Genomic DNA, 20929 nt, shown 5'->3' on the forward strand with positions numbered 1-20929 from the left:
CGCTGGGTACCTCGGCCGGATCAGTCGGACGAGGTGCTCAGCGACCAGCCGTAGAAGTTGCCGTTCAGGTAACCCGTCGGGTACTTGAGGGCGGCGACCAGCTGGCCGTTCACCCGGATGCCGCCCTTCAACGGCTGCACGAGGCCGGCGTCCGGCACCGCCCCGATGTCCTCGTAGGGCACTCCGACCAGCAGCCGGTCGGAGTAGTCCTCGTCGAGGCCGTCCATCCCCCGGGTGATGCCCAGCACCGAGCCGACCTGGTCACCGGTCTCGGCGGCCCCGGCCAGGCCGGAACCCTGCCGCACCACCTTCGATGCGCAGGCGCCGAGCCGGGTCTCGTTGACCAGGGTGATCGAGCCGGCGTCCTTCCGGCTGCCGACGTCCTCACCGGGCGAACCGATCGCCAGGTCGGTCTCCTCCTGGCAGATCAGGGCGGCGCCCGCCACGACCTCGGCGCCGAACTGGTCACCGGCCTCGGCGCCACCCGGCACACCGGCGGTGTTCTGGGTGACGAACCGCTGCGGGGTGAACACGTCCGCCTTCTGCACCAGGGTCTGCACCGCCCCGGCGTTGTTGCGCCCAGCCACGTCCTCGCCCGGCACCCCGATCGCCGCCACGTTGCCCCGGGACGATACCGATGCGCCGAAACGGTCTCCGGCGGTGGCGGTTCCCGCGACACCGGGTGAGTTCTGCGACCAGCTGTACGACGAGATCGGGTTCCCGGCGGCGTTCACCCGCAGGTGCCACACCGAACCGGAGTCCTTCGCCGTGCCGACGTTCTCCTCGGGAACGCCGACGAGTGCCCCGAGCCCGTTGTCGACCGAGGAGAGCACCGAGCCGAACCGGTCCCCGGCCTCCGCCGCGCCGGGAACCCCGGCCGAGTTCTGGCTGCGCACCTCGCGAGCGGTCACCGTGACCCGCCCGCCGCTGCCGCCGGGCGTGATCGTGTACCGGTAGACCTCACCGGCACTCTTCTTCCCGCCGACCGTGGCCTCGGGCGCTCCCACGTACAGGTCGTGGTCGTTGCCCCGGGCCTGCTGCAGCGCGAGCGCGGCCCCGAACCGGTCGAACCCCGCGGCCGTGGTCGGGATGACGAACGCCGTCGACGTGTCGATGCCCTTCGGGCTGCCGAAGACGATGTGGACCTGGCCGCTGTAGCGGTGGGGCGTGCCGCCACCCTCTCCCGGAGCACCGACCACCAGGTCGGCACAACCGTCATCGTCCAGGTCGCCGACCGCGATGGCCGTTCCCACCTGGTCGTTGTCGTCCTGGTCGCCGCCGAGGGCGCTCGAGGTGAGGCGCTGCCAGGGCGTGCTCGTGCCGCGCACGTCAACGGCTCCCGAACCCTCGCCGACGTTCGGCACGCCGATCAGGACGTCCGAGGAGCCGTCGCCGTCGACGTCTCCCCAGGAGAACGCCCGGTCTTCCTCGCCGCAGGTGATGGGGGCGGCGAAGGCGGCGGGAGCCGCCGCGGCCGTGCCGATCGCCAGCGCGGCGGTGAGGCCGGCGATCCCCAGTGGTCGAAATCCAGTCTTCCGTGACATGTCCGAAGCATGGCCCGGCGGTGAACGCGCTGTGGCCGGAATCGGGAAATCCGGTCCACCTCAACCCCGGATCCCCTTCCTCGGAGCGGATGCGGAATGCTGTTGCGATGCTGTCCATCTCCGGCACCGGGCTGGTGGTCGCGCTCGTCGTCGCGGCCGGTTCGGTCTGCCAGGTGCTCTCCGGCGTCGGCTTCGCCCTCGTCGTGTCGCCGTTGGTGATCGTGACGCTCGGTCATGATCCGGGGGTGCGCACCGTGCTGATCCTGTCGGTGGTGCTGAACCTCGCCGTGTTGCTCCGGATGCCGGGTCAGGTCCGGCCGAAAGACGCCCTTCTCCTGCTGATTCCGGCCGCGCTCGCGATCCCGCTGATGATCGCGGTGAAGGGACAGCTCAGCGGCCCGGCGCTCAATGTCGTGGCGGGCCTGGCGATCCTGGCCGCCACCGCCGTGACCGCGGCGGGGCGGCGCCTGCCCTTCTTCGATGGCCGCTCCGGCCCGGTCGTCGCCGGTGGTCTCAGCGGGTCACTCAACGTGCTCGCGGGGGCGGCGGGGCCGCCGGTGGCGCTGTTCGCGGCGGCGCGGCGCTGGCCTCCCGCACAGACCAGCGCCACCCTCCAGGCCTACTCCCTGCCTCTCAACCTGCTCACCCTGATCGCCCTGGGCCTGCCCGGTACCGCCGACCTGGGCGAGATGGCCTGGTCGGCAGTGGGTCTGGGGGTGGGTACAGCTGCGTCCCTGCCGTTCGTGCACCGGGTCCCGCCGGCCGTGGTGCGATGGATCACCCTGATCATCGCGGCGACCGGCGGGACCATGCTGCTGGTGACGGCTCTCAGCTGACCGCTCTCACCCGAACCGGTTTCACCGCAGGCTCTTCGCCGCTGCCACCAGATGGGCCAGCGATGCCTTCACCTCCGTCTCGTCGCGGGTCTTGAGGCCGCAGTCCGGGTTCACCCACAGGCGGCCGGCCGGCACGTGATCCAGCGCCCGGAGCAGCAACCCGGTGATCTCCTCACGGCCGGGCACCCGCGGCGAGTGGATGTCGTACACCCCCGGCCCGACCCCCGAGGGGTAGCCGGCGCCGGACAGGTCCGCGGCGATCGACATGTGCGACCGGGCGGCTTCCACGCTGATCACGTCGGTGTCGAGATCCATCACGGCCGCGAGGATCTCGCCGAACTCGGCGTAGCACATGTGGGTGTGCACCTGGGTGTCGTCGCGCACCCCGCCCGTCGCCAGCCGGAACGCCTCCGTGGCCCAGCGCAGGTAGTCGTCCCGCTCGGACGCCCGCAAGGGCAGTCCTTCCCGCAGGGCCGGCTCGTCCACCTGGATCACGGCGGTGCCGGCGGCCTCCAGATCGGCGACCTCGTCGCGCAGGGCCAGGGCCACCTGCCGGGCGGTCTGCGCCGGGGGCAGGTCGTCGCGCACGAACGACCAGCGCAACATCGTCACCGGCCCGGTCAGCATGCCCTTCACCGGCCGGTCGGTGAGCGACTGGGCGTACGAGGTCCAGGCCACCGTCATCGGTTCCGGGCGCGAGACGTCACCCACGATCACCGGCGGACGCACGTAGCGGGTCCCGTACGACTGCACCCACCCGTGCCGGGTGGACACGAAACCCGCCAGCTGCTCGGCGAAGTACTGCACCATGTCGTTGCGCTCGGGCTCACCGTGCACCAGCACGTCCAGACCCAGCGTCTCCTGCAGGCGGATGACGTGCTCGACCTCGGCGCGCATCCGCTGCTCGTAGTCCGGGCGGGACAGTTCGCCGCGACGCCAGTTGGCCCGGGCCCGGCGCAGCGCCCGGGTCTGCGGGAACGAGCCGATCGTGGTGGTGGGCAGATCCGGCAGGTTCAGCCGTTCCGCCTGCCGGGCAGCCCGTTCCGGGTAAGGGTGGGCCCGTTGCGCGTCGGCGGCCGACACCTGCGCGGCGCGCTCGCGCACCCGGGGGTCGTTCGTCATCGCCGAGGCCCGGCGGTTCTCGAGAACCTGCTGGTTGCGGTCCAGCTCGTCCGCGATCGTCGCCGGGCCGGCCGTGATGCCGCGGGCCAGCAGCACCACTTCGTCGAGCTTCTGGCGGGCGAAGGCGAACCAGCTGCGGACGTCGGGCGCCAGATCGGTCTCGAGGCTCACGTCGAGGGGGACGTGCAGGAGGGAGCAGGACGACGAGACCACGATCTCGTCGGCCAGGCCGGACAGCGTGGTCAGCAGCCCGAGCTGCCGACGCAGGTCGGCGGCCCAGACGTTGCGGCCGTCCACCACCCCGGCCACCAGGCGCTTGCCGGGCAGGCCACCCACGGCGTCGAGTTCCCCGACGTTCGCGGCCCCCGGGCCGGTGAGATCCAGTGCGATCCCCTCGACCGGGGCGTCCCGCAGCAGCGGCATCGCCTCTCGCACCACCCCGAAATAGGTAGCCAGCAGCAGCTTCGGCCGGTTCTCGAGGGTGCCGAGCCGGTCGATCGCGGTGGCGAGGGCGTCGAGCACCGTCGGCGGCTGGTCCTGCGCCAGCACCGGCTCGTCCAGTTGCACCCACGAGACCCCCTCGGCCGCGAGCTCGGTGAGGGCCTGTTCGTAGACGGGCAGCAGCTCCTCGAGCAACGACATCGGGTCGAAGTCCGGGTCCACACCGGGTGCCGGCTTGGCCAGCCGCAGAAAGGTCACCGGTCCCACGAGTACCGGCCGGGCGTCCAGGCCCAGCGTGCGGGCCTGCTGGTACTCGCGGCGCGGCTTGCTCAGGTCGAGCGTGAAGGTGGTGTCGGGGCGCAGTTCCGGCACCAGGTAGTGGTAGTTCGTGTCGAACCACTTCGTCATCTCCAGCGGGGCCACGCCGGCCGTGCCCCGGGCCATCGCGAAGTAGCGCTCCAGGCCGTCGGTCACCGCCCGGTGCCGCTCCGGCACCGCCCCGACCAGGCAGATGGTGTCGAGCACCTGGTCGTAGAGCGAGAAGTCGTTGCAGGGGACGTCGGTCAGGCCGGCGGCCTGCAGGGTCTCGAAGACCTCCCGGCGCTGCGCCACCACGGTGCGCTCGAGGTTGTAGCCGCTCAGCTCACCGCGCCAGTAGGCCTCGATCGCCTTCTTCATCGCGCGGTTGCGGCCGATCCGGGGATGGCCGAGGACGGTGGCGGGCAGGGGGCCGCCCGGGAATCTCGTACGGGTCACGTGCTCTCTCCTCGCGAGCTCGGTCACGACCGATGGCTCTCCAGGCAGCACGGAGCGACACCCCTGATCGGGGTGGAGGTCCGCCGAAGCCCGCCCACGAGGCCCACCGGTCACCCGCGGGCCGACGGCCCACGGCGTCACTGGCAGGTCTTCGGACTCGCGGGCACACGCCTTCCGGCGTACCTACTGGCCGTCGCTTCCCGGACGCTCTCGCGCCCAGTGCTCATGACGGCGGTCGTTCCCGCTCACCGCTGCGGGGCAGTCCCGGAATCGCACCGGGTTCCCTCTTACGACGGCGTACCTGGCGGGCACGACGAACCAGCAACCAGGCGACTATAGGCGGGCCGCAGGGTTCGGTGCCCACCCGCGTCCCTCCTTCTTGCCCTCCGGGCGGGAAGCAGAATGTACCCGCATGGCAACAAGGGGTGTGTAAGCCGTCAAAACGACTTATGGTCCGCTACATGGCTGGGTTTTCTGAGAGGTACGGGCCGGGGGTGCCCAAGGAACTGGATCGCTATCTGGTTCCGAGCGAGGAGATCGTCTTCCTCCTGCGCCGGCACTGGGTGGTGCTCGCCGAGCCGTTCCTGACGACGATGCTCGGTCTGCTGCTGCTGGCCGTGGTGGGTGGTCTGGTCGGTGAGCCGGTGTCGACCATCCTGACGGTGGGCTGGCTGCTGCTGCTCTCCCGCCTGATCCTGGTGGCCTGGGAGTGGTGGTACGAGCTGGTCGTGGCGACCGACAAGCGGCTGATGCTGGTGCACGGCATCGTCACCCGCAAGGTCGACATCATGCCGATGGGCAAGGTCACCGACATGCGGTACGACCGCACGGTGACGGGTCAGGTCTTCGGCTACGGCAAGTTCGTGATGGAGTCCGCCGGTCAGGACCAGGCGCTGAGCACCATCAACTACATTCCCGACTCCGACCTGCACTACCAGCAGATCTCGCAGCTGATCTTCGCCCCGGGCGAGCCGCGCCTGACCAAGGGCACGCGTAGTTCCCGGGTGCCGGTGACGGAGCCCGAAGACGCCTGGTGGCGGCGCAAGGACTGAGTTCGCACCTCACGGATCACCGCCGGAAACCCGGTCCTGATCCGCTGAGGTGGGCGCACATCCGGGCCGGGTCGGCCTGATCGCGGGCTGACTGTTGGCGGGCTGACTGTTGGCGGGCTGATTGGCCGCGGCCTGATCGGCCATGGCCTCGGTCAACCCGCCGATATTGCCGCCGCGCGGATATTGCGCGACACCTCATCGGTGCCGGCCTCGGTGACGCTGCGGTTCATCCCGCGATGGTGGCACTCTGCTCGATCGCGAGGGCGATCGTGGTGCGGGACCAGTGCGGTGACCACGAAGGTTGGGCACCTTCCCGTTCGTGATCATGCAAACCTTCCCCGGCGAAGTGGGGGCATCTCCCGGCCTCCCTCGGGGCTGCGGGATTGCATGACCACGAATGAAGGACTGTCGGCGAACGTCGGTGGCCACCGCACTGGATGATGCGCGAGATCGTCCCGGCCTCCTTGCTGATGGCACCGATCGATCCGCCGGTATCGACCTTGAGGGTCTACACGCGGTGCGGGACGTCCTCGATGGGCTGGATAGGCCCGGTGGCCCGGTGGCCCGGTGGCCCGGTGGTCTGGGTGGCCCGGGGTGGCCCTGAGCTGCCCGGGCGGTGACCTGTGCTCGAGTTGCCCGGACGCACCGGCCGGCGCCGGCGCCACGTCACCGATCGTGCGGATCCCTCAGGATCCCCCAGGTTCCCCCAGACTGAATTGCCGTACGAGATGTGGCATCGGCATCAGGCCCGACGGGTTGAAGGCGCCCGGGGCGCGATCTAGGTTGACGAAGAAGATTCTTTGAACAGAAAGAGTGAGGTCACGCGTGAAGCTCGGTTACAAGGCATCGGCAGAGCAGTTCGCTCCCGGTCAGCTGGCGGACTTCGCCGTGCAGGCCGAGGACCAGGGCCTGGACTCGGTGTGGATCTCCGACCACTTCCAGCCGTGGCGGCACGTCGACGGGCATGCTCCCTCGGCCCTGGTGTGGCTGCCCTGGGTGGCGGCCCGGACGCAGCGGGTCCAGCTGGGCACGAGTGTGCTCACGCCCACCCTGCGCTACAACCCGGCCGTGATCGCCCAGGCGTTCGCCACCCTGGGCTGTCTGGCCCCGGGCCGGGCGATCCTGGGCATCGGTACCGGTGAGGCCCTGAACGAGACGGCCGTAGGGGTGAACTTCCCGGAGACCCGCGAGCGCTTCGCCCGCCTGCGCGAGGCGGTGCGCCTGATCAAGCAGTTGTGGTCGGAAGAACGCGTGACGTTCGAGGGCGAGTACTACCGCCTGCACGACGCCACCGTGTACGACCGGCCCGAGCAGCCGGTGCCGATCTACATCGCCGGCGGCGGGCCGGGTGTGACCAAGTACGCCGGGCGCGCGGGCGACGGGTACATCTGCACCTCGGGCAAGGGCATGGGTCTCTACGAGGAGACCTTGCTGCCGGCCCTGAAGGAGGGGCTGGAGGCGTCGCAGCGGCCTTTCGAGGCCATCGACAAGACCATCGAGATCAAGCTGAGCTTCGACGAGGACCCGGCCCAGGCCCTGGAGAACACCCGGTTCTGGGCGCCGCTGTCGCTCTCTGCGGATCAGAAGGCGTCGGTGCACGACCCGGTCGAGATGGCCCGCCTGGCTGACGAACTACCGATCGAGCAGGTGGCCAAGCGCTGGATCGTGGCCTCCGACCCGAACGAGGTGGTGGCCGCGGTGAAGAACTACACCGACGCCGGGTTCACCCACCTGGTGTTCCACGCCCCCGGCCACGACCAGGAGCGCTTCCTCACCCAGTTCACCCAGGACGTCGTGCCGCTGTTGCGCAAGATCTGATCGACGCGGCACCCACAGCGAACCGGCCGGGGTACACCCCGGCCGGTTCGCTGTGTCGTGGGGAGCTCAGATGTCGGGGGGAGCTCAGATCTCGATGGTGCGCTCGAGGTTGGCCAGCTTGTGCCGGGCCATCGCCAGGTTCGAGCGCTGCTTGTCCAGGGCCAGGTAGAGGAACAGGCCGGCGCCGGACTTGTCGGTGATCAGGCGGATCAGGTGGTACTGGGTGTCCAGCGTGATCAGGATGTCCTCGATGTTCTCGCGCAGGCGCAGGGCGTCCATGGTGCGCAGCTTGGCCCGCACGACTTCGGTGTTACCGGCCGCCGCCACTTCGAGGTTCAGGGTGTTGCCCCCGGCCTGACCGAGTGTCATGCCGCTGGTGTGGTCCACGAGAGCGACGCCGATGGCCCCGTCGATCTGCATGGCTTCCTTCAGAATGGTGTCGATGTTGGACACGTATTCCTCTTCCTTCCGGCCGTCGCGGTCGGGGCTGGTGGAGCGCGGTTGCGGTTCCGTGGTGCGGAAACACCAGCCGATCCAGAACAGGGTCCGGCTGCGAGATGACTCTCTGGTGTCACCTTCGGCAGTTCGGCCAGGTAAACGATCGGCTGTTCGAGGGTAGCTGCGACTCAAGGTGTCCGTGGTGGAACTGGCTGTGAATTATGCAGGTCAGGGGCCCGACTGATGACGTTTCCGGCGGCTTTGGGGGGAAATTCTTCGAACAAATGTTCGATTTTGCGGTAAGATGGACGTAGTTTGAAGGACTGGGAGACAGGGGCCTGGGGATGTCCGAGATCAAGACGTCGCTTCCGTCAATCATTGCGTTCATCAGTACACCGGGGGCCCAGCGCGGGCGTGTGCCCGCGCAACTGCGGGCCATGTACGAAGACCCGACGCGCCATCCGTGGCGCTACTACGACCCGATCGTCACGGCGATCGCCACCGGCCTGCGGCGTGACCGGCTGCGCTACGAGCTTGACGTCGCCGTCACCCGCGCGCAGGACCGCTCCGAGACCGACCGGCGGTGCCGGGGGCAGGCCACGCACTACGCCGAGATCCAGGAGGGCATGCTCAAGGTGCGCCGCCGGGTGGGCCCGGTGAACGTCTTCGTGGCCCCGACCGGCGCCTGGCGGCACGGCGACCTACGGGTCACCGTGTCACCGCACCTCCTGGTCGAACGTCGTAACGGTTTGCTGGAGGCCTGGTTCCTGCACCTCAAGGCCAATCGCCTGACTCAGTCCACGGCCGACGGCGCCTTGGTCATCATGGGCGATGCCCTGCGTGCGATCGGCTGTGACGCCACCCCCCGCATTATCGACGTGCGTTCGGGTACCACGGGTTTCGCCCTCAGCCGCACACGTGACGTGCGCATGCTGAACGCCTATGTGCGCTCCGAGGCCGAGGCGTTCACGAGCCTGTGGGAGGCCCGGGCGGCGGCCTGAGAGCAGATCCGCCGAACGTCCCGGTCCTGAGCTGAGCGTCGGCGGGCCGGGGCGTTCGGCTGGGACCGCTTCTCACGGGGCATCGAAAGGTTCCGCCCAACCGCCGCACGGCCGGTTCCTCCGGGCAAGATCAGTTCTTAGCCTTGCAGGGCATCCCGGGCAGGGCGGATCGTCTGGGACGCACCTGCTCACCCCGTACCCGGCCTCTGCCAGCAGGGCATTCGTCTCAACCCCCAGAACGACGTCATCATTCTAGGTGGGCGGCACGTCAGGTAGTTTGAGGGAGTTCAGGGTCCGGTCGTCAGTCCAGTCCGTAGATCGCCCGGGCGTTGCCGTGCCCGATGAGCTCGGCGACGCGCAGGCATTCCCCGGCCGGCCAGCCGTGCTCGCGCATGTTCTCGGTCAGTACGGCGGTCGTGGCCGTGCGCCACTGCCGGGCCCCGAGGAAGGTCAGTTCTGGTAGACCGATGCCGTCGCTGGAGTAGAGGAGCTTGCCGAAGGGGGCCAGTTCCAAGGCCTCCCGCACGGCGGTGACGGCCGAGGTGCCGATGTGGTTCGAGGTCAGCCCGACATCGAAGTAGACGTGAGGGAGCACGGCCGCGAGATAGCCGGCCTGCCGCACGAACGGATAGGTGTGCAGCAGCACGACCGGGCCACCGAGGTCGGCCGCCCGCACCAGAAGGTCTTGCAACGCCAGCGGATCGCTGTCGCGCAGCAGCAGGTCGGGATCGCCGAAACCGGTGTGGAACTGCAGGGGCCGGCCGTCGCGCAGGGCCCACCAGATGAGGTGCCGCTGAATCGTCCGGTCGGTCAGGCGGGGTGGGGTGTCCTGCGTGCGGACGATGTCCCGCCAGTCTCGCAGGGCGGTCTCGACATCCTGCGCGGCCGGCGGTTCGGCGGGAAGTCGCAGTCCGCCCCGGTAGGCCGCCACACTCTTGAATCCCACGGCGGACGAGGCTGATTCCCGCAGAAGGGCGTCCAGCGAGGCCAGCCCTTCCAGGTCCGAGGAGACCCAGCGTTCAGCGACCGACTCCAGGCGCAACAACGTCCGTACGCGGGTATCACTCAGCCGGGCCAGCTCGGCGTCGGGAATCAGGCGATCGCCGGTGTATCCGATGTCGACCAGCAGGTCGCTCGCCCCGGCGGCGGTCAGGAAACGCCGGTTCACCTCGTCCGGGCCGAGCTCGGTACGGCGGGCGACGTAGGCGGCGGGGGAGGCGAACGCGGGCAGGTCGAGCAGCGGGGCGCACCAGTTGCGCACGGCGAAACCCAGCTGCGAGTCGAACACCGTGGCGGGGCGGGCCGGGGGCAGATAGGCCTCGGTGAGGGCGACCTCGAGCTCATCCTCGGTGAGGTTCTCGCCCACCACGCTGTGCACATGATGATCGACGAGCCGGATGCGGTTGATCGCGGCGCGCAGGTCGTCGGTCGTGGCCAAGCCGTCGGTCGTAGCCAGGGGACCGGGTGTGGTCGGGGGGTCAGGTGTGGTCGGGGGGTGGGGTGTGAACACGGGGTTGGTGGGAGGCATGGGTCAGCTGATCCGGTCGGTCACGGGCTGGGCGGCCCGCACCGGCCGGCCGGCCCGGGCTATGGGGTCGGCCTGGTCGGCTTGGTCGGCCCGGTCGGTGTGCTCGCGCAGCTCGGCGCTGCTGAAGAGGTCGGCCGTTTCGGTGAGATCGGCGGAGGTGAGGTCGACGGAGTCGGGGCCCTCGGTGGAGAAGTAGACGGTCGCCCACCAGCGCGGGCCGTCACCGGTGGTCTCCTGGTGCACGGTCATGTCGAGGATCTCCACCGGGTCCAGGTCGAGGTCGTCGAGGCGGTCGGCCAGTCGCCGCAACAGCCGCGGTAGGTCGGACGGCCGGTCGTTGTCCGGGTTGCACAGCGAGAAACCCTGGGCCGGTCCTGAACGCGTCATGCGCGCAAGTGTGCAAAACGCCGACGCGCCCGTCCACCATCCGCGGGTGGTACGGGCGCGTCGGAAGGGATCAGAGCGCTTCCGGCACCACCACCGGACGGGGCCGGCGCACGAACAATGCCAGCACCACGGCGGTGGCGGAGATGATGCCGCCCCACATCAGCGCCGCGTGCACGCCGTCGGCCACGCTGGTCATCTCCTCGGCGCCGTCCTTCGCCGAGGCGGCGGAGGTGCGGGTCATCACCGTGACGAACAGGGCCGTGCCGGCGGCCCCGGCCACCTGCTGCACGGTGCCGACGATCGCGCTGCCGTGCGAGTAGAGCTCGTGCGGCAGCGATCCCAGGGCGCTGGTCAGCAGCGGCGTGAACATGAAGGCCAGCCCGGCGCTGAGCAGCACGTGGGCGGCGATCACGGTGCCCTGTCCGGTGCCGGTGCCGAACGTGGTCATGCCCCACAGGGCCAGGCAGGTCGCGAAGGCACCGGGGGCGACCAGCGGCCGCGGGCCCAGCCGGTCGAACAGTCCACCCACGACCGGTGCGAGCAGACCCATGACCAGACCTCCGGGCAGCAGCATCAGGCCGGTGGCCAGGGTGGAGAGGCCCAGCGCGGTCTGCAGGTAGATCGGCAGCAGGATGAGCGTGCCGAACAGCGCCATCATGCTGACGGCGACGAGCAGCACGGCCACCGAGAAGGTCGGGGTGGAGAAGGCCCGCAGGTCGAGCAGCGCTCGCGACCCCAGGCCGAGCTGGCGCCAGATGAACGTCGCGAGCGCGAGAGTGCCCACGACGAGCGGTATCCAGGGCGGTACCGGGGTGTGGCCGGTGGCCGACTCGCCGATACTGCTCAGACCGTAGATGAGGCCGCCGAAGGCGAAGGCGGACAGCACCACCGAGATCACGTCGAGCGGTGCCTGGGTCGGCTCGGTCACGTTCCGCACCTTGATCGCGCCGGCGACCAGGGCGATGAGTGCGATCGGGAGCACCAGCCAGAACATCCAGCGCCAGCTCAGCTGGTCGAGCACCACGCCGGAGATGGTCGGGCCGATGGCCGGGGCCACCGAGATGACGATGGAGACGATGCCCATCATCCGGCCGCGGCGCTCGGCGGGCACCACGTTGAGGATGGTCGTCATCAGCAGGGGCATCATCAGGGCGGTGCCGACGGCCTGCACCACCCGGGCCACCACCAGCACACCGAACACCGGGGCGAGACCCGCCAGGAGCGTCCCCACAGCGAAACTGCCCATGGCGATGACGAAGACGGTGCGCAACGGCAGCCGGGTCAGTAGCCAGCCGCTGATCGGGATGACGATGGCCATGGTCAGCAGGAAGGCCGTCGTGAGCCACTGGGCGGTGGTGGCCGGGACGGAGAACTCGATCATCAGGTCGGGCAGGGCGACACCCATGATCGTCTCGTTCAGGATCACGACGAAGGCCGCGCAGACCAGGAGCGCGATGAGGGGGCCGGTGCGGACGCCGGGACCGTCGCTCACCTCGCCGGGGCCCGTGGTGTCGATCGTTGACTCGGTGCTCACGTCCGATGCCTTTCGATTCGTGCTGCGGTCCCCCGTGCAACTGTCAGCCAGTATGGCAGCGACTGCCAACGCGGCACCAAGTGAATGCATTCCTCTACAGTGGTTCTGTGCACAACGGGGATCAGGCACCACTCCGCGATCGGCGGCGAGCCCAGACCGAGCGGGAGATCGGTGAGGTCGCGCTCACGCTCTTCGAGAAGCAGGGCATCGATCACACGACGGTCGACGAGATCGCGCGTCTGGCCGGGGTCTCACCACGCACCTTCTTCCGGTACTTCGCCACCAAGGAGCGGGCGGCGCTCGTACCGCACCGTGACCTGGAGGACCGGGTCGACGGGATGCTTTCCACCATGCGGGGGGAGGAGCCCCTGCTGCCACAGCTAGAGGCCCTCTGGGGTGAGGTACTGAAGGCCTTCGAGGACGGGGACAGCGAACCCGGTCGTCAGCTCCTGCGGGTCCGCCGGCTCATGCGCACCGAGCCCACCCTGCGGATGTCCGCGGCCAGCCTCGACGAGGAACGGCAGCACGACCTGATCGCGCGCCTGACCCGGCTGACGGGTGAACCCGACGGGATCCGCGCCCGGGTCCTCACCGAGGTCGCCGCGGTCTCGGTCCGCATCGCCCTGGACACCTGGGCCGACTCGGTGGAGGCCGGCCGTCCCGTCGACCTCCTCGGGACCTACGCCCGGTGCCGCGCCCAGATGCGTCAGGCCCTGGGCGAACACGCCCCCCTCTGATTCCATGTATCCGCATGGACGACGATCAGTTCTGGAAGCTGGCCGAGAACCACCTCATCCGCTACGGCGGCAGTTTCACCCCGCGAATCATCGAGTCCGCCGCCGGGTCGTGCGTGTACGACGCGCAGGGCCGGGCGATTCTCGACTTCACCTCCGGGCAGATGAGTGCCGTGCTCGGTCATGCCCATCCGGACGTGGTGGCGGCGATCCGCGAGGCCGCCGGCACGCTCACCCACCTCTACTCGGGCATGCTGAGCCGGCCGGTGGTCGAGCTCGGCGCCCGCCTGGCCGGATCCCTGCCCACCGATCTGGACCGCATGCTGCTGCTGACCACCGGCGCGGAGTCGAACGAGGCCGCGATCAAGATGGCCAAGCTGTTCACGGGCCGGTACGAGATCGTCTCCTTCGACCGCTCGTGGCACGGCATGACCTCGGGCGCGGCGTCGGCCACCTTCTCGGCCGGGCGCCACGGGTACGGGCCGCCGGTGCCGGGCAACCTGGTGCTGCCGACGCCGAACGCCTACCGCTCGCCATTCCGTCACCCCGACGGTTCGTACGACTGGGAAGCCGAGCTGGACTACGGTTTCCAGCTGATCGACCAGCAGTCGGCCGGCAGTCTGGCGGCCTGCCTGGTCGAGCCGATCCTCTCCTCGGGCGGCATCATCGAACTGCCGCCCGGCTACCTGGCCCGCCTGAAGCAGCACTGCCGGGCGCGCGGGATGCTGCTGATCCTCGACGAGGCACAGACCGGCCTGGGCCGGACCGGCACCATGTACGCCTTTCAGCGAGACGCCGTCGTGCCCGACCTTCTCACCCTGTCGAAGACCCTGGGAGCGGGCCTGCCGGTGGCCGTGGTGATGACCTCCACCCAGATCGAAGAGGTCTGCCACGACAAGGGGTTCCTCTTCTTCACCACTCACGTCTCCGACCCGCTGGCTGCCACGGTGGCGCTGACGGTGATCGACGTGATCGAGCGCGACGGTCTGGTGGAACGGGCCGCAACGCTCGGGAACGCGCTGGGTGAGAGACTTTCCGCGCTCCGCGAGAAATACGGAGTGATCGGCGACGTGCGCGGCCGGGGCCTGCTGCAGGGCATCGAGCTGGTCACCGACCGGCAGAGCAAGGCCCCCGCCGACCGGCTCGGCGCGGCCGTGACCACCGCCTGCCTGGATCGGGGGCTGCACATGAACATCGTGCAGCTACCGGGCATGGGCGGGATCTTTCGGATCGCGCCACCGCTGACGATCGCCGAGGACGACCTGCACCGGGGCGTCGACATCCTGGAAGACGCCCTTCAGTGGGTGCTTTCCGAAAATATTCAGTAGTTCATCCGGGCGCCCCGCGCGACGGAGGGAACCAGGAAACGGGTGCGGGGCAGCGAACCGTCACGGCGGCGGCCCGCCTCCGCACCCGCCGGGTCCAGGGACGCGAAACCAGTAGCCGTCCAGTCGTTGTCCACCTGCCGGGCGCTTGCGGAGAACGCGTCGTCCGGGTTCTTCGCGGCCAGGTTCCGGGTCAGCACGGCCGGGGATCCCGGCAGCCAGAACCCCGCGACCCCGTTGCGGTAGGCGGTGTTCCGCGTGAGTTCGAGCGCCCCGGTGTTGCCCTCCTCATTGAACCCGAGCCCGCGGTTGTCCCAGGCCGCATTGTCGGTGAGCACGTGCGCGACGTCGACGACGGTACCTCCACCGCCCAGCGTGAACCCGTTGCCGTTGCCGAACGACCAGGTGCCCCGCACCGACACCGGGCCGGTGAACCCGCCCAGATCGATGCCCTCCACCTGGTTGCGGTAGGTGCGCACGCCCGAGATCCGGTTGCCCGTCCCAGCGCCGTACATGATCCCCAGACCGTCGTGGTTGTCGTGGAGATCGCTGTTCACGATGCTGTTGCCGGATGTGCCCGCGCCCCGCAACATCAGCCCGGACGCCCCGTTGCCGTGACTGTCCAGACGCCGGAAGACATTGTCGTGGCAGGACTCGCACATGTAGGCGTGACTGGGGGCGTTCGTGATCTCCAGGCCCTGGACCGTCCAGAAGTCCCCGGTCTGCACGATGCCCCACTGGTCCTGGGGCAGCCCTGACAGATCGAGCACCGGTCGTTCGTCGCGGTACCCGCTGAGCACGATCCGGCGTTCCGACGTGCCGGAGGTGTCGATGTGCAGCGTCTGCGACGAACGGTAGACACCCCGGCGCAGCGCGATCGTCTGGCCCGGTCGCACCACCGACACGGCCTTCTCCAGGGTGGCGAACGGCTGCGCCAGCGAACCCCGCGCGGCGTCGTCACCGTTCGGCGCGACATACAGATCGGCGGTGCTCACCCCGGCGTAGGTGCGGGTGCTCGTCGGGGTCGGGGTCGGGCTTTGAATGATGGACGTTGTCGGCACAGCGGTTGCCGGTGCGGTGGCGCTCGGTGCGGGGGAGGAGAGGCCGGGCGCGACCGGCGCGGGTGACGAGGGCCCGGTCCAGAGCGGATAGGTCACCCCGCCCAGCGTGATCACCGCCGCACCCACCGCCGCCGCGCTCTTGCCCGCGACACTGTTGAACAGCGCCGAGACCTTTCCCACCGCAACCACGTTCACGGCCGCCGCGCCCGGGAGCTTCGTCAGCAGCAGGGCCGGCACGGCGACCAGGCCGATTCCCTGCAGCAGCGACTCGCCGGACACCAGATCGCGCGCGTACGGCCGGCACTGCGCACAGTCGCGGGTGTGCCGGGTCAGCCGCTTGCGCCAGCGGGAATCGGCGCGCCCGTCCCAGGTCTTCACCAGGTCATCGAGATCCGCACAGCGCGGGCGGGCGTTCAGTGCCCGCAGCAGACCCCGGGTGCCGTCGAGGCGCTGCCGCATCCGTTGCAGCCGGACAGCGGTGTGCTGGGGTGTGGCGTCGATCGCCCGGGCCAGCTCGGCGCGGGTCAGCTCACCCGCACCTTCCTGCCACCAGAGCGAGAACAGGTGCCGGTCGGCCGTCTCCAGCCAGCGCGCGGCCTGGGCGAGCTCGCGGCGCTGGCCCTGCAGAGCCAGCTCGGAGACGGTGCGCTCGGCGAAGTCGGCCTGCGGATCGGGGATGTCGGTCTCGACCCGCCGGAACACGGTGCGGTAGCTCGTCCGGTACCGCTGCCGGTAGTGCTCCTGCATACGCCGGTAGGCGATGGTCACGGCCCAGGACCGGAACCGTCCGGGCTCCCGCAGCTCGGGCAGGCCCCGGATGATGCCCATCATGGTGTCCTGCACCAGGTCGTCGACATCACTGTCGCCGTTCAGCGCCCGGCCGACCACGTTGTAGATCAGCGGCAGGTGGGTGGTGACGAGCTCGTCGAGCGCCGCCCGGTCGCCGGCCTGGGCCAGCAGCACCAGATCGGTGGTGGCGGTGCCGGCGCCGGAGCCTGTGCTCGTCATCGTGTGCCTTTCACCGGGCCCCCTCGGGGCGGCTGATCCTGGCACAGCACTCGTAAAGGCTGCAAACACGGCCGTAACGAGATGATCGCGCAAAGTATTCACCGCGCTTTGTGTTATCTGCCCTCCGCCCGGGCGACTACCCCTGAGGCCGGCCCGCCCGGGGCGGTCACAACGGTCAGCCCGTCACATCGCTGAGAGGAAATCCCTGTCATGCCCGCAACGTCGCGCAACCCGCTACGCCTGTTGAGGAAACGCCATACCGCCCTGACCGGTGGCCTGGTCGTGGCCGCGGTCGCCGTGATCATCGGCAGCCAGATGCTCCCGTCCAACGCCGCCAACCCGGTGGCCGGCACCACGTACGAGCTGGTGAACGCGAAGAGTTCGCTGTGCGTCGACGTGCCGAGCGCCTCCAAGGCGGCCGGCGCCCAGCTGCAGCAGTGGGGATGCACCGGCGACACCTGGCAGCAGTTCAAGCTCGTCGACCGGGGCTCGAGCCAGTACTGGCTCCAGAACGCCAACAGCAGCCAGTGCGTCGATGTGCCCAGCGGCGCGAAGACCGCCGGTACCCGGCTGCAGCAGTGGGGCTGCTCGGCCGGTCAGGCGAACCAGCTGTGGACCCTGAAGACCAGCGGTAGCGGGCACCAGCTGGTGAACGTCAACTCCGGGCTGTGCGTCAGCGTGAAGGACGGCTCCACCAGCTCCGCCGCGGCGATCGTGCAGGACACCTGCACGACGAACAACCGCATGCAGTGGACGCTCGCCACCACCGGTTCCGGTTCCGGGGCGACCCCGGCACCCACGACGACCACCTCGTCCTCTGCCAAGAACACTGTCGCCGCCGACGGGACCGGCACCTACAAGACCGTGCAGGCCGCGATCGACGCGGTGGGCGAGGGCAACAAGAGCCGCGTCACCATCACGATCAAGCCCGGTACCTACCGCGAGATCGTCACGGTGCCCAAGACCAAGCCGTACATCACCCTGACGGGCACCGGCTCGGCCGCCAAGGACGTGCTGATCGTCAACAACCACTCGGCCGGTGCGTACGGCACCAGCGGCAGCTCGACGGTGTTCGTCAACGGCGCCGATTTCGCCGCCTCGAACCTGACGTTCTCCAACGACTTCGACGAGAGCAGCAGCACCAGCGGGCAGCAGGCCGTCGCGCTCAACGTGAATGCCGACCGGGCCGTGTTCACGAACGTGCGGGTGCTCGGTGACCAGGACACCCTGCTGATCAACTCGGGCCGCACCTACTTCAAGGGCGGGTACGTCGAGGGCACCGTCGACTTCATCTTCGGCGGTGGCACAGCCGTGTTCGACTCCACGAGCATCTACGAGAAGCGTTCCACCGGTGGCCCGCTGACGGCGGCCAAGACGGACGCCGCGAACAAGTACGGCTTCCTGCTCTACCGGACCAGCATCACCGGGGCCACGAACAACACCACGCAGTTCGGGCGCCCTTGGGGTGCCGACGGCCAGGTCGTCGTGCGGGAGTCCACCCTGTCGGCCGCGGTCAAGACCGCCGAGCCGTGGACGGACATGTCCGGGAACACCTGGGAGAACGCGCGTTTCTTCGAGTACAGGAACACCGGAGCGGGGGCCACGACCAACAGCAACCGCCCGCAGCTGACGGCCACACAGGCGGCCGAGTACACGCCGGCGAAGTACCTGGCCGGATCGGACAGCTGGAACCCGGTGACCACCACCGCGACGTCCACCACGACGGCGGCGGCGACCACCTCGTCCTCTGCTGCGAAGACCTGGTCGAACACCGCTGACGGCTTCGCCTCGACCGACGGCGGCACCACCGGTGGCGCCGCGGGCACCACGGTGACCGTGAAGACGTACGACGACCTGGTGAAGTACAGCACCTCGACCTCGCCCTACGTGGTGAAGATCGCGGCCTCGATCAAGGTCCCGACCTACGGCTACGAGATCCCGGTCACCTCGAACAAGACCCTTCTGGGAGTGGGTACCTCGGGGAAGATCCTCAATGGCGGCATCATCCTGAAGGCCGGCGTCCACAACGTGATCGTGCGGAACCTGACGATCGGTGAGACCGAGATGACCTCGGACGACCCGGACGACAAGGAGTTCGACTACGACGGCATCCAGATGGACACCGCCGACCACATCTGGATCGACCACAACACGTTCACGAAGATCAACGACGGCATGATCGACAGCCGTAAGGACACGACCAACCTGACCGTGTCGTGGAACACGATGGGTGACCACAACAAGACGTTCGGCATCGGCTGGACCGACAACGCGACGGCGAAGATCACGATCCACCACAACTGGATCTTCACCTCGAACCAGCGCAACCCCAGCGTCGACAACGTGGCCCGGGCCCACCTCTACAACAACTACCTGCAGAACGTGACCTCGTACGGCAACAACGCCCGCGGCGCCACGAAGATGGTGGTGGAGAACAGCTACTTCGAGAAGGTGAAAGACCCGTACTTCGCCGGTGACACGACCGCGTCCGTGAGCCAGAGCGGCAGCGTCTGCGTGAGCTGCACGGGCAAGCAGCAGACGGTCGGCACCACCTTCAAGCCGTCCGACTACTACAAGTACACCCTCGACGCGGCGGCCGACGTGCCCTCACTGGTCAAGAAGTACGCCGGGCCGCAGGCGAACATCGGTTCCTGACCTCTGCTTCCGGGGGCGGGCCGTCGTCTGCCCCCGGAAGCCTCACCGATCAGAGGTGAACGGTTCCAGAACAGGCCGGACCGCAGCGGCGGCCCGAGCCACATCGTCGCTGACGCCCTGCTGGATCTGCCCCGGGGACGCGCCCGCGGCCAGCCAGCGGGTGCGGCTGGTCGCGTGCACCCGCCACAGGCCGGTCAGGGCCACTGCGCAGATCTCGTCCTCCGGGGACCCGGGGGAGTGGCCGGCCCGGTCCGCCAGGATCGCGGTGGTGAGGGTGGTGAGTTGCTCGACACGCTCCAGTTCGTAGGCCCGTAGACCGGCGGTACTGCGGATGAGTTCGTGGAACCGGTGCACGGTCTCGACCGCGCTGCGTGGGTCGGGCTGCTGGGCCAGCCAGTCGGTGAGGGCCTGCAGTTCGGCGGCGAGCACGCTCAGAGCCGATTCCAGCGGAGGGTTCTCGGGGTCGGCGAGCGCTGTTCGCAGGGCGGTGCGGGTGCTCTCGAACCGCTCGAGCAGCAGGGCTTCCTTGCTGGGGAAGTAGTTGAACACCGTCTTCTCGGAAACTCCGCACGCGGTGGCGATCTCGGTCACCCGGACCTCGTCGAACCCCCGTTCCAGGAAGAGGCGGGTGGCGGCGGAGGACAACTGGGCGCGCATCTGGCGCTTCTTGCGCTCGCGCAGACCCAGCCGGACGTCTTCGGCCTGCCGCGGCAGCCAGGTCAGGACCTCGTCGCTCACCCCATAAGTCTAGGACCGGCCGGTTTGCCGCGAAAAGGCAGATCCCGGCGACCATCGGGCATCGGTGACCCGGGGTGAATGATCAGGTGGTGATCTGCCGGATTCGAAAGCGCAGTGGGGACGCGGTTGTTCGGCTGGGCAAAACAAAAAAGCCAGATCAGCTGGGAGCTTCTGATCTGGAGGAGGTCGTTCTGATGAAAAATGGTGGGCGATACTGGGATTGAACCAGTGACCTCTTCCGTGTCAAGGAAGCGCTCTCCCACTGAGCTAATCGCCCTCAGGCACGTACAAGAAGTGCTGGAGGTGGAGACGGGATTTGAACCCGTGTACACGGATTTGCAGTCCGTTGCCTCGCCTCTCGGCCACTCCACCGTGAGGTTTGCTGAACTTTCCGAGCGGACGACGAGATTCGAACTCGCGACCCTCACCTTGGCAAGGTGATGCTCTACCAACTGAGCTACGTCCGCATGCCCCGGGCGGTTCGTTCCGGCCTGTTGGGCCGTCCCGCTCCGTTCGGTGCCCCATAAACTTAGCAGACTTCGAGGGGTGCTCCGAACGCCCGGAGGTGGGGCGCAGAGGGGCTTATCGGGGATGTGCGGGTTCCCGGCCGTCCGTGGGAGCGCACCGGCCTACGGGACCGAGGTCAAGATCCGGTTGATGGTGGTGCGGTCGGTGGTCCCGCTGACGTGGCCGGCTCCGTTCGGCCCCACACCGCCGGCTCCCCTTCGTTCCCGGCCGGCCTGGGCCCACCGGTGGGGTCGTGTCCCCCCGGGCGCCGTCGGGCCGGGTGGCCGGGGCCGCGGGTGTCTCCGGGGCTGTCGGTGGATCGATAGGTGTTCGAGCAGTCCGCCGGCGCGGCCGTCCGGGACGCGGACGAGGAGGTCATGGGCCACGCGCACCGGTCGGGCAGGGGGAGCGACCGTGTGTCCGCCGGTCGGGTAGGGCCGGCGT

Annotated in this window: 17 protein-coding genes, 3 tRNA genes and 1 riboswitch; of the genes, 8 read left to right on the forward strand and 12 right to left on the reverse strand. The window is 69.1% G+C overall.

The features are described 5' to 3' along the window. Positions 1–20 precede the first annotated feature (20 nt). Positions 21–1544 (reverse strand): FG-GAP and VCBS repeat-containing protein, encoded by a 1524-nt coding sequence (locus tag QSK05_RS18515; protein ID WP_285598496.1) that lies wholly within the window; start codon positions 1542–1544, stop codon positions 21–23. Positions 1545–1651: 107 nt separating this feature from the next. On the opposite strand from QSK05_RS18515, the gene QSK05_RS18520 reads away from it, so the two are divergent. Further along, positions 1652–2380, forward strand: a complete 729-nt coding sequence (locus QSK05_RS18520; protein WP_285598497.1) for a TSUP family transporter — start codon at positions 1652–1654, stop codon at positions 2378–2380. Positions 2381–2401: 21 nt separating this feature from the next. Here QSK05_RS18520 and metE read toward each other — a convergent pair whose 3' ends face one another. Next, positions 2402–4699 (reverse strand): 5-methyltetrahydropteroyltriglutamate--homocysteine S-methyltransferase, encoded by a 2298-nt coding sequence (gene metE / locus QSK05_RS18525; protein WP_285598498.1) that lies wholly within the window; start codon positions 4697–4699, stop codon positions 2402–2404. Between the two features lie 125 nt (positions 4700–4824). Next, positions 4825–5037: riboswitch (cobalamin riboswitch) on the reverse strand. Between the two features lie 123 nt (positions 5038–5160). Between metE and QSK05_RS18530 the strand changes: the two genes are divergently transcribed. Further along, entirely contained in the window at positions 5161–5751 is a 591-nt protein-coding gene (locus tag QSK05_RS18530) for a PH domain-containing protein (RefSeq protein ID WP_285598499.1), read from the forward strand. A 152-nt stretch (positions 5752–5903) separates the two neighbouring features. Here the strand turns inward: QSK05_RS18530 and QSK05_RS18535 are convergent, their stop codons facing one another. Next, positions 5904–6047, reverse strand: coding sequence for a hypothetical protein (locus tag QSK05_RS18535; protein WP_285598500.1), 144 nt, complete (start codon positions 6045–6047; stop codon positions 5904–5906). Positions 6048–6191: 144 nt separating this feature from the next. On the opposite strand from QSK05_RS18535, the gene QSK05_RS18540 reads away from it, so the two are divergent. Both QSK05_RS18540 and fgd read left to right on the forward strand, forming a co-directional pair. Beyond that, positions 6192–6371 (forward strand): hypothetical protein, encoded by a 180-nt coding sequence (locus tag QSK05_RS18540; RefSeq protein ID WP_285598501.1) that lies wholly within the window; start codon positions 6192–6194, stop codon positions 6369–6371. 193 nt (positions 6372–6564) lie between these two features. Next, a complete protein-coding gene (gene fgd, locus QSK05_RS18545; protein ID WP_352301761.1) occupies positions 6565–7569 on the forward strand; it encodes a glucose-6-phosphate dehydrogenase (coenzyme-F420) in 1005 nt (334 codons plus the stop codon). Between the two features lie 84 nt (positions 7570–7653). Here the strand turns inward: fgd and QSK05_RS18550 are convergent, their stop codons facing one another. Beyond that, entirely contained in the window at positions 7654–8022 is a 369-nt protein-coding gene (locus tag QSK05_RS18550; protein WP_285598503.1) for a hypothetical protein, read from the reverse strand. Between the two features lie 329 nt (positions 8023–8351). On the opposite strand from QSK05_RS18550, the gene QSK05_RS18555 reads away from it, so the two are divergent. Then, complete coding sequence (locus tag QSK05_RS18555; RefSeq protein WP_285598504.1) at positions 8352–9008, forward strand: hypothetical protein; 657 nt, start codon at positions 8352–8354, stop codon at positions 9006–9008. 301 nt (positions 9009–9309) lie between these two features. Here the strand turns inward: QSK05_RS18555 and QSK05_RS18560 are convergent, their stop codons facing one another. The 3 genes from QSK05_RS18560 to QSK05_RS18570 all read right to left on the reverse strand — a co-directional run bounded on the left by QSK05_RS18560 (position 9310) and on the right by QSK05_RS18570 (position 12457). Beyond that, on the reverse strand, positions 9310–10446 hold the full coding sequence (locus QSK05_RS18560) for an amidohydrolase family protein (protein WP_285598505.1): 1137 nt from the start codon (positions 10444–10446) through the stop codon (positions 9310–9312). Positions 10447–10539: 93 nt separating this feature from the next. Next, positions 10540–10923, reverse strand: a complete 384-nt coding sequence (locus QSK05_RS18565) for a hypothetical protein (protein WP_285598506.1) — start codon at positions 10921–10923, stop codon at positions 10540–10542. Between the two features lie 70 nt (positions 10924–10993). Further along, entirely contained in the window at positions 10994–12457 is a 1464-nt protein-coding gene (locus tag QSK05_RS18570) for an MDR family MFS transporter (protein WP_285598507.1), read from the reverse strand. 107 nt (positions 12458–12564) lie between these two features. Here QSK05_RS18570 and QSK05_RS18575 point away from each other — a divergent pair, with 107 nt between their 5' ends. Further along, complete coding sequence (locus QSK05_RS18575; protein WP_285598508.1) at positions 12565–13194, forward strand: TetR family transcriptional regulator; 630 nt, start codon at positions 12565–12567, stop codon at positions 13192–13194. 14 nt (positions 13195–13208) lie between these two features. After that, the gene (locus QSK05_RS18580) at positions 13209–14519 is read left to right on the forward strand and encodes an aspartate aminotransferase family protein (protein ID WP_285598509.1); all 1311 of its coding nucleotides are present in this window, start codon (positions 13209–13211) and stop codon (positions 14517–14519) included. On the opposite strand, the gene QSK05_RS18585 is transcribed toward QSK05_RS18580, so the two are convergent. Further along, positions 14513–16585 (reverse strand): sigma-70 family RNA polymerase sigma factor, encoded by a 2073-nt coding sequence (locus tag QSK05_RS18585; RefSeq protein ID WP_285598510.1) that lies wholly within the window; start codon positions 16583–16585, stop codon positions 14513–14515. The genes QSK05_RS18580 and QSK05_RS18585 overlap by 7 nt on opposite strands. 210 nt (positions 16586–16795) lie before the next feature. On the opposite strand from QSK05_RS18585, the gene QSK05_RS18590 reads away from it, so the two are divergent. Beyond that, positions 16796–19240 (forward strand): pectinesterase family protein, encoded by a 2445-nt coding sequence (locus QSK05_RS18590; protein ID WP_285598511.1) that lies wholly within the window; start codon positions 16796–16798, stop codon positions 19238–19240. Positions 19241–19282: 42 nt separating this feature from the next. Here QSK05_RS18590 and QSK05_RS18595 read toward each other — a convergent pair whose 3' ends face one another. The 4 genes from QSK05_RS18595 to QSK05_RS18610 all read right to left on the reverse strand — a co-directional run bounded on the left by QSK05_RS18595 (position 19283) and on the right by QSK05_RS18610 (position 20445). Next, complete coding sequence (locus QSK05_RS18595) at positions 19283–19978, reverse strand: TetR/AcrR family transcriptional regulator (RefSeq protein WP_285598512.1); 696 nt, start codon at positions 19976–19978, stop codon at positions 19283–19285. Positions 19979–20180: 202 nt separating this feature from the next. Further along, positions 20181–20255 (reverse strand) — tRNA-Val (locus tag QSK05_RS18600). A gap of 21 nt (positions 20256–20276) precedes the next feature. Beyond that, positions 20277–20350 (reverse strand) — tRNA-Cys (locus QSK05_RS18605). A gap of 22 nt (positions 20351–20372) precedes the next feature. Continuing rightward, positions 20373–20445: transfer RNA gene (locus QSK05_RS18610), tRNA-Gly, on the reverse strand. Between the last annotated feature and the right edge of the window lie 484 nt (positions 20446–20929).

The sequence above is a fragment of the Kineosporia sp. NBRC 101731 genome (genome assembly GCF_030269305.1).
Lineage (GTDB): Bacteria > Actinomycetota > Actinomycetes > Actinomycetales > Kineosporiaceae > Kineosporia.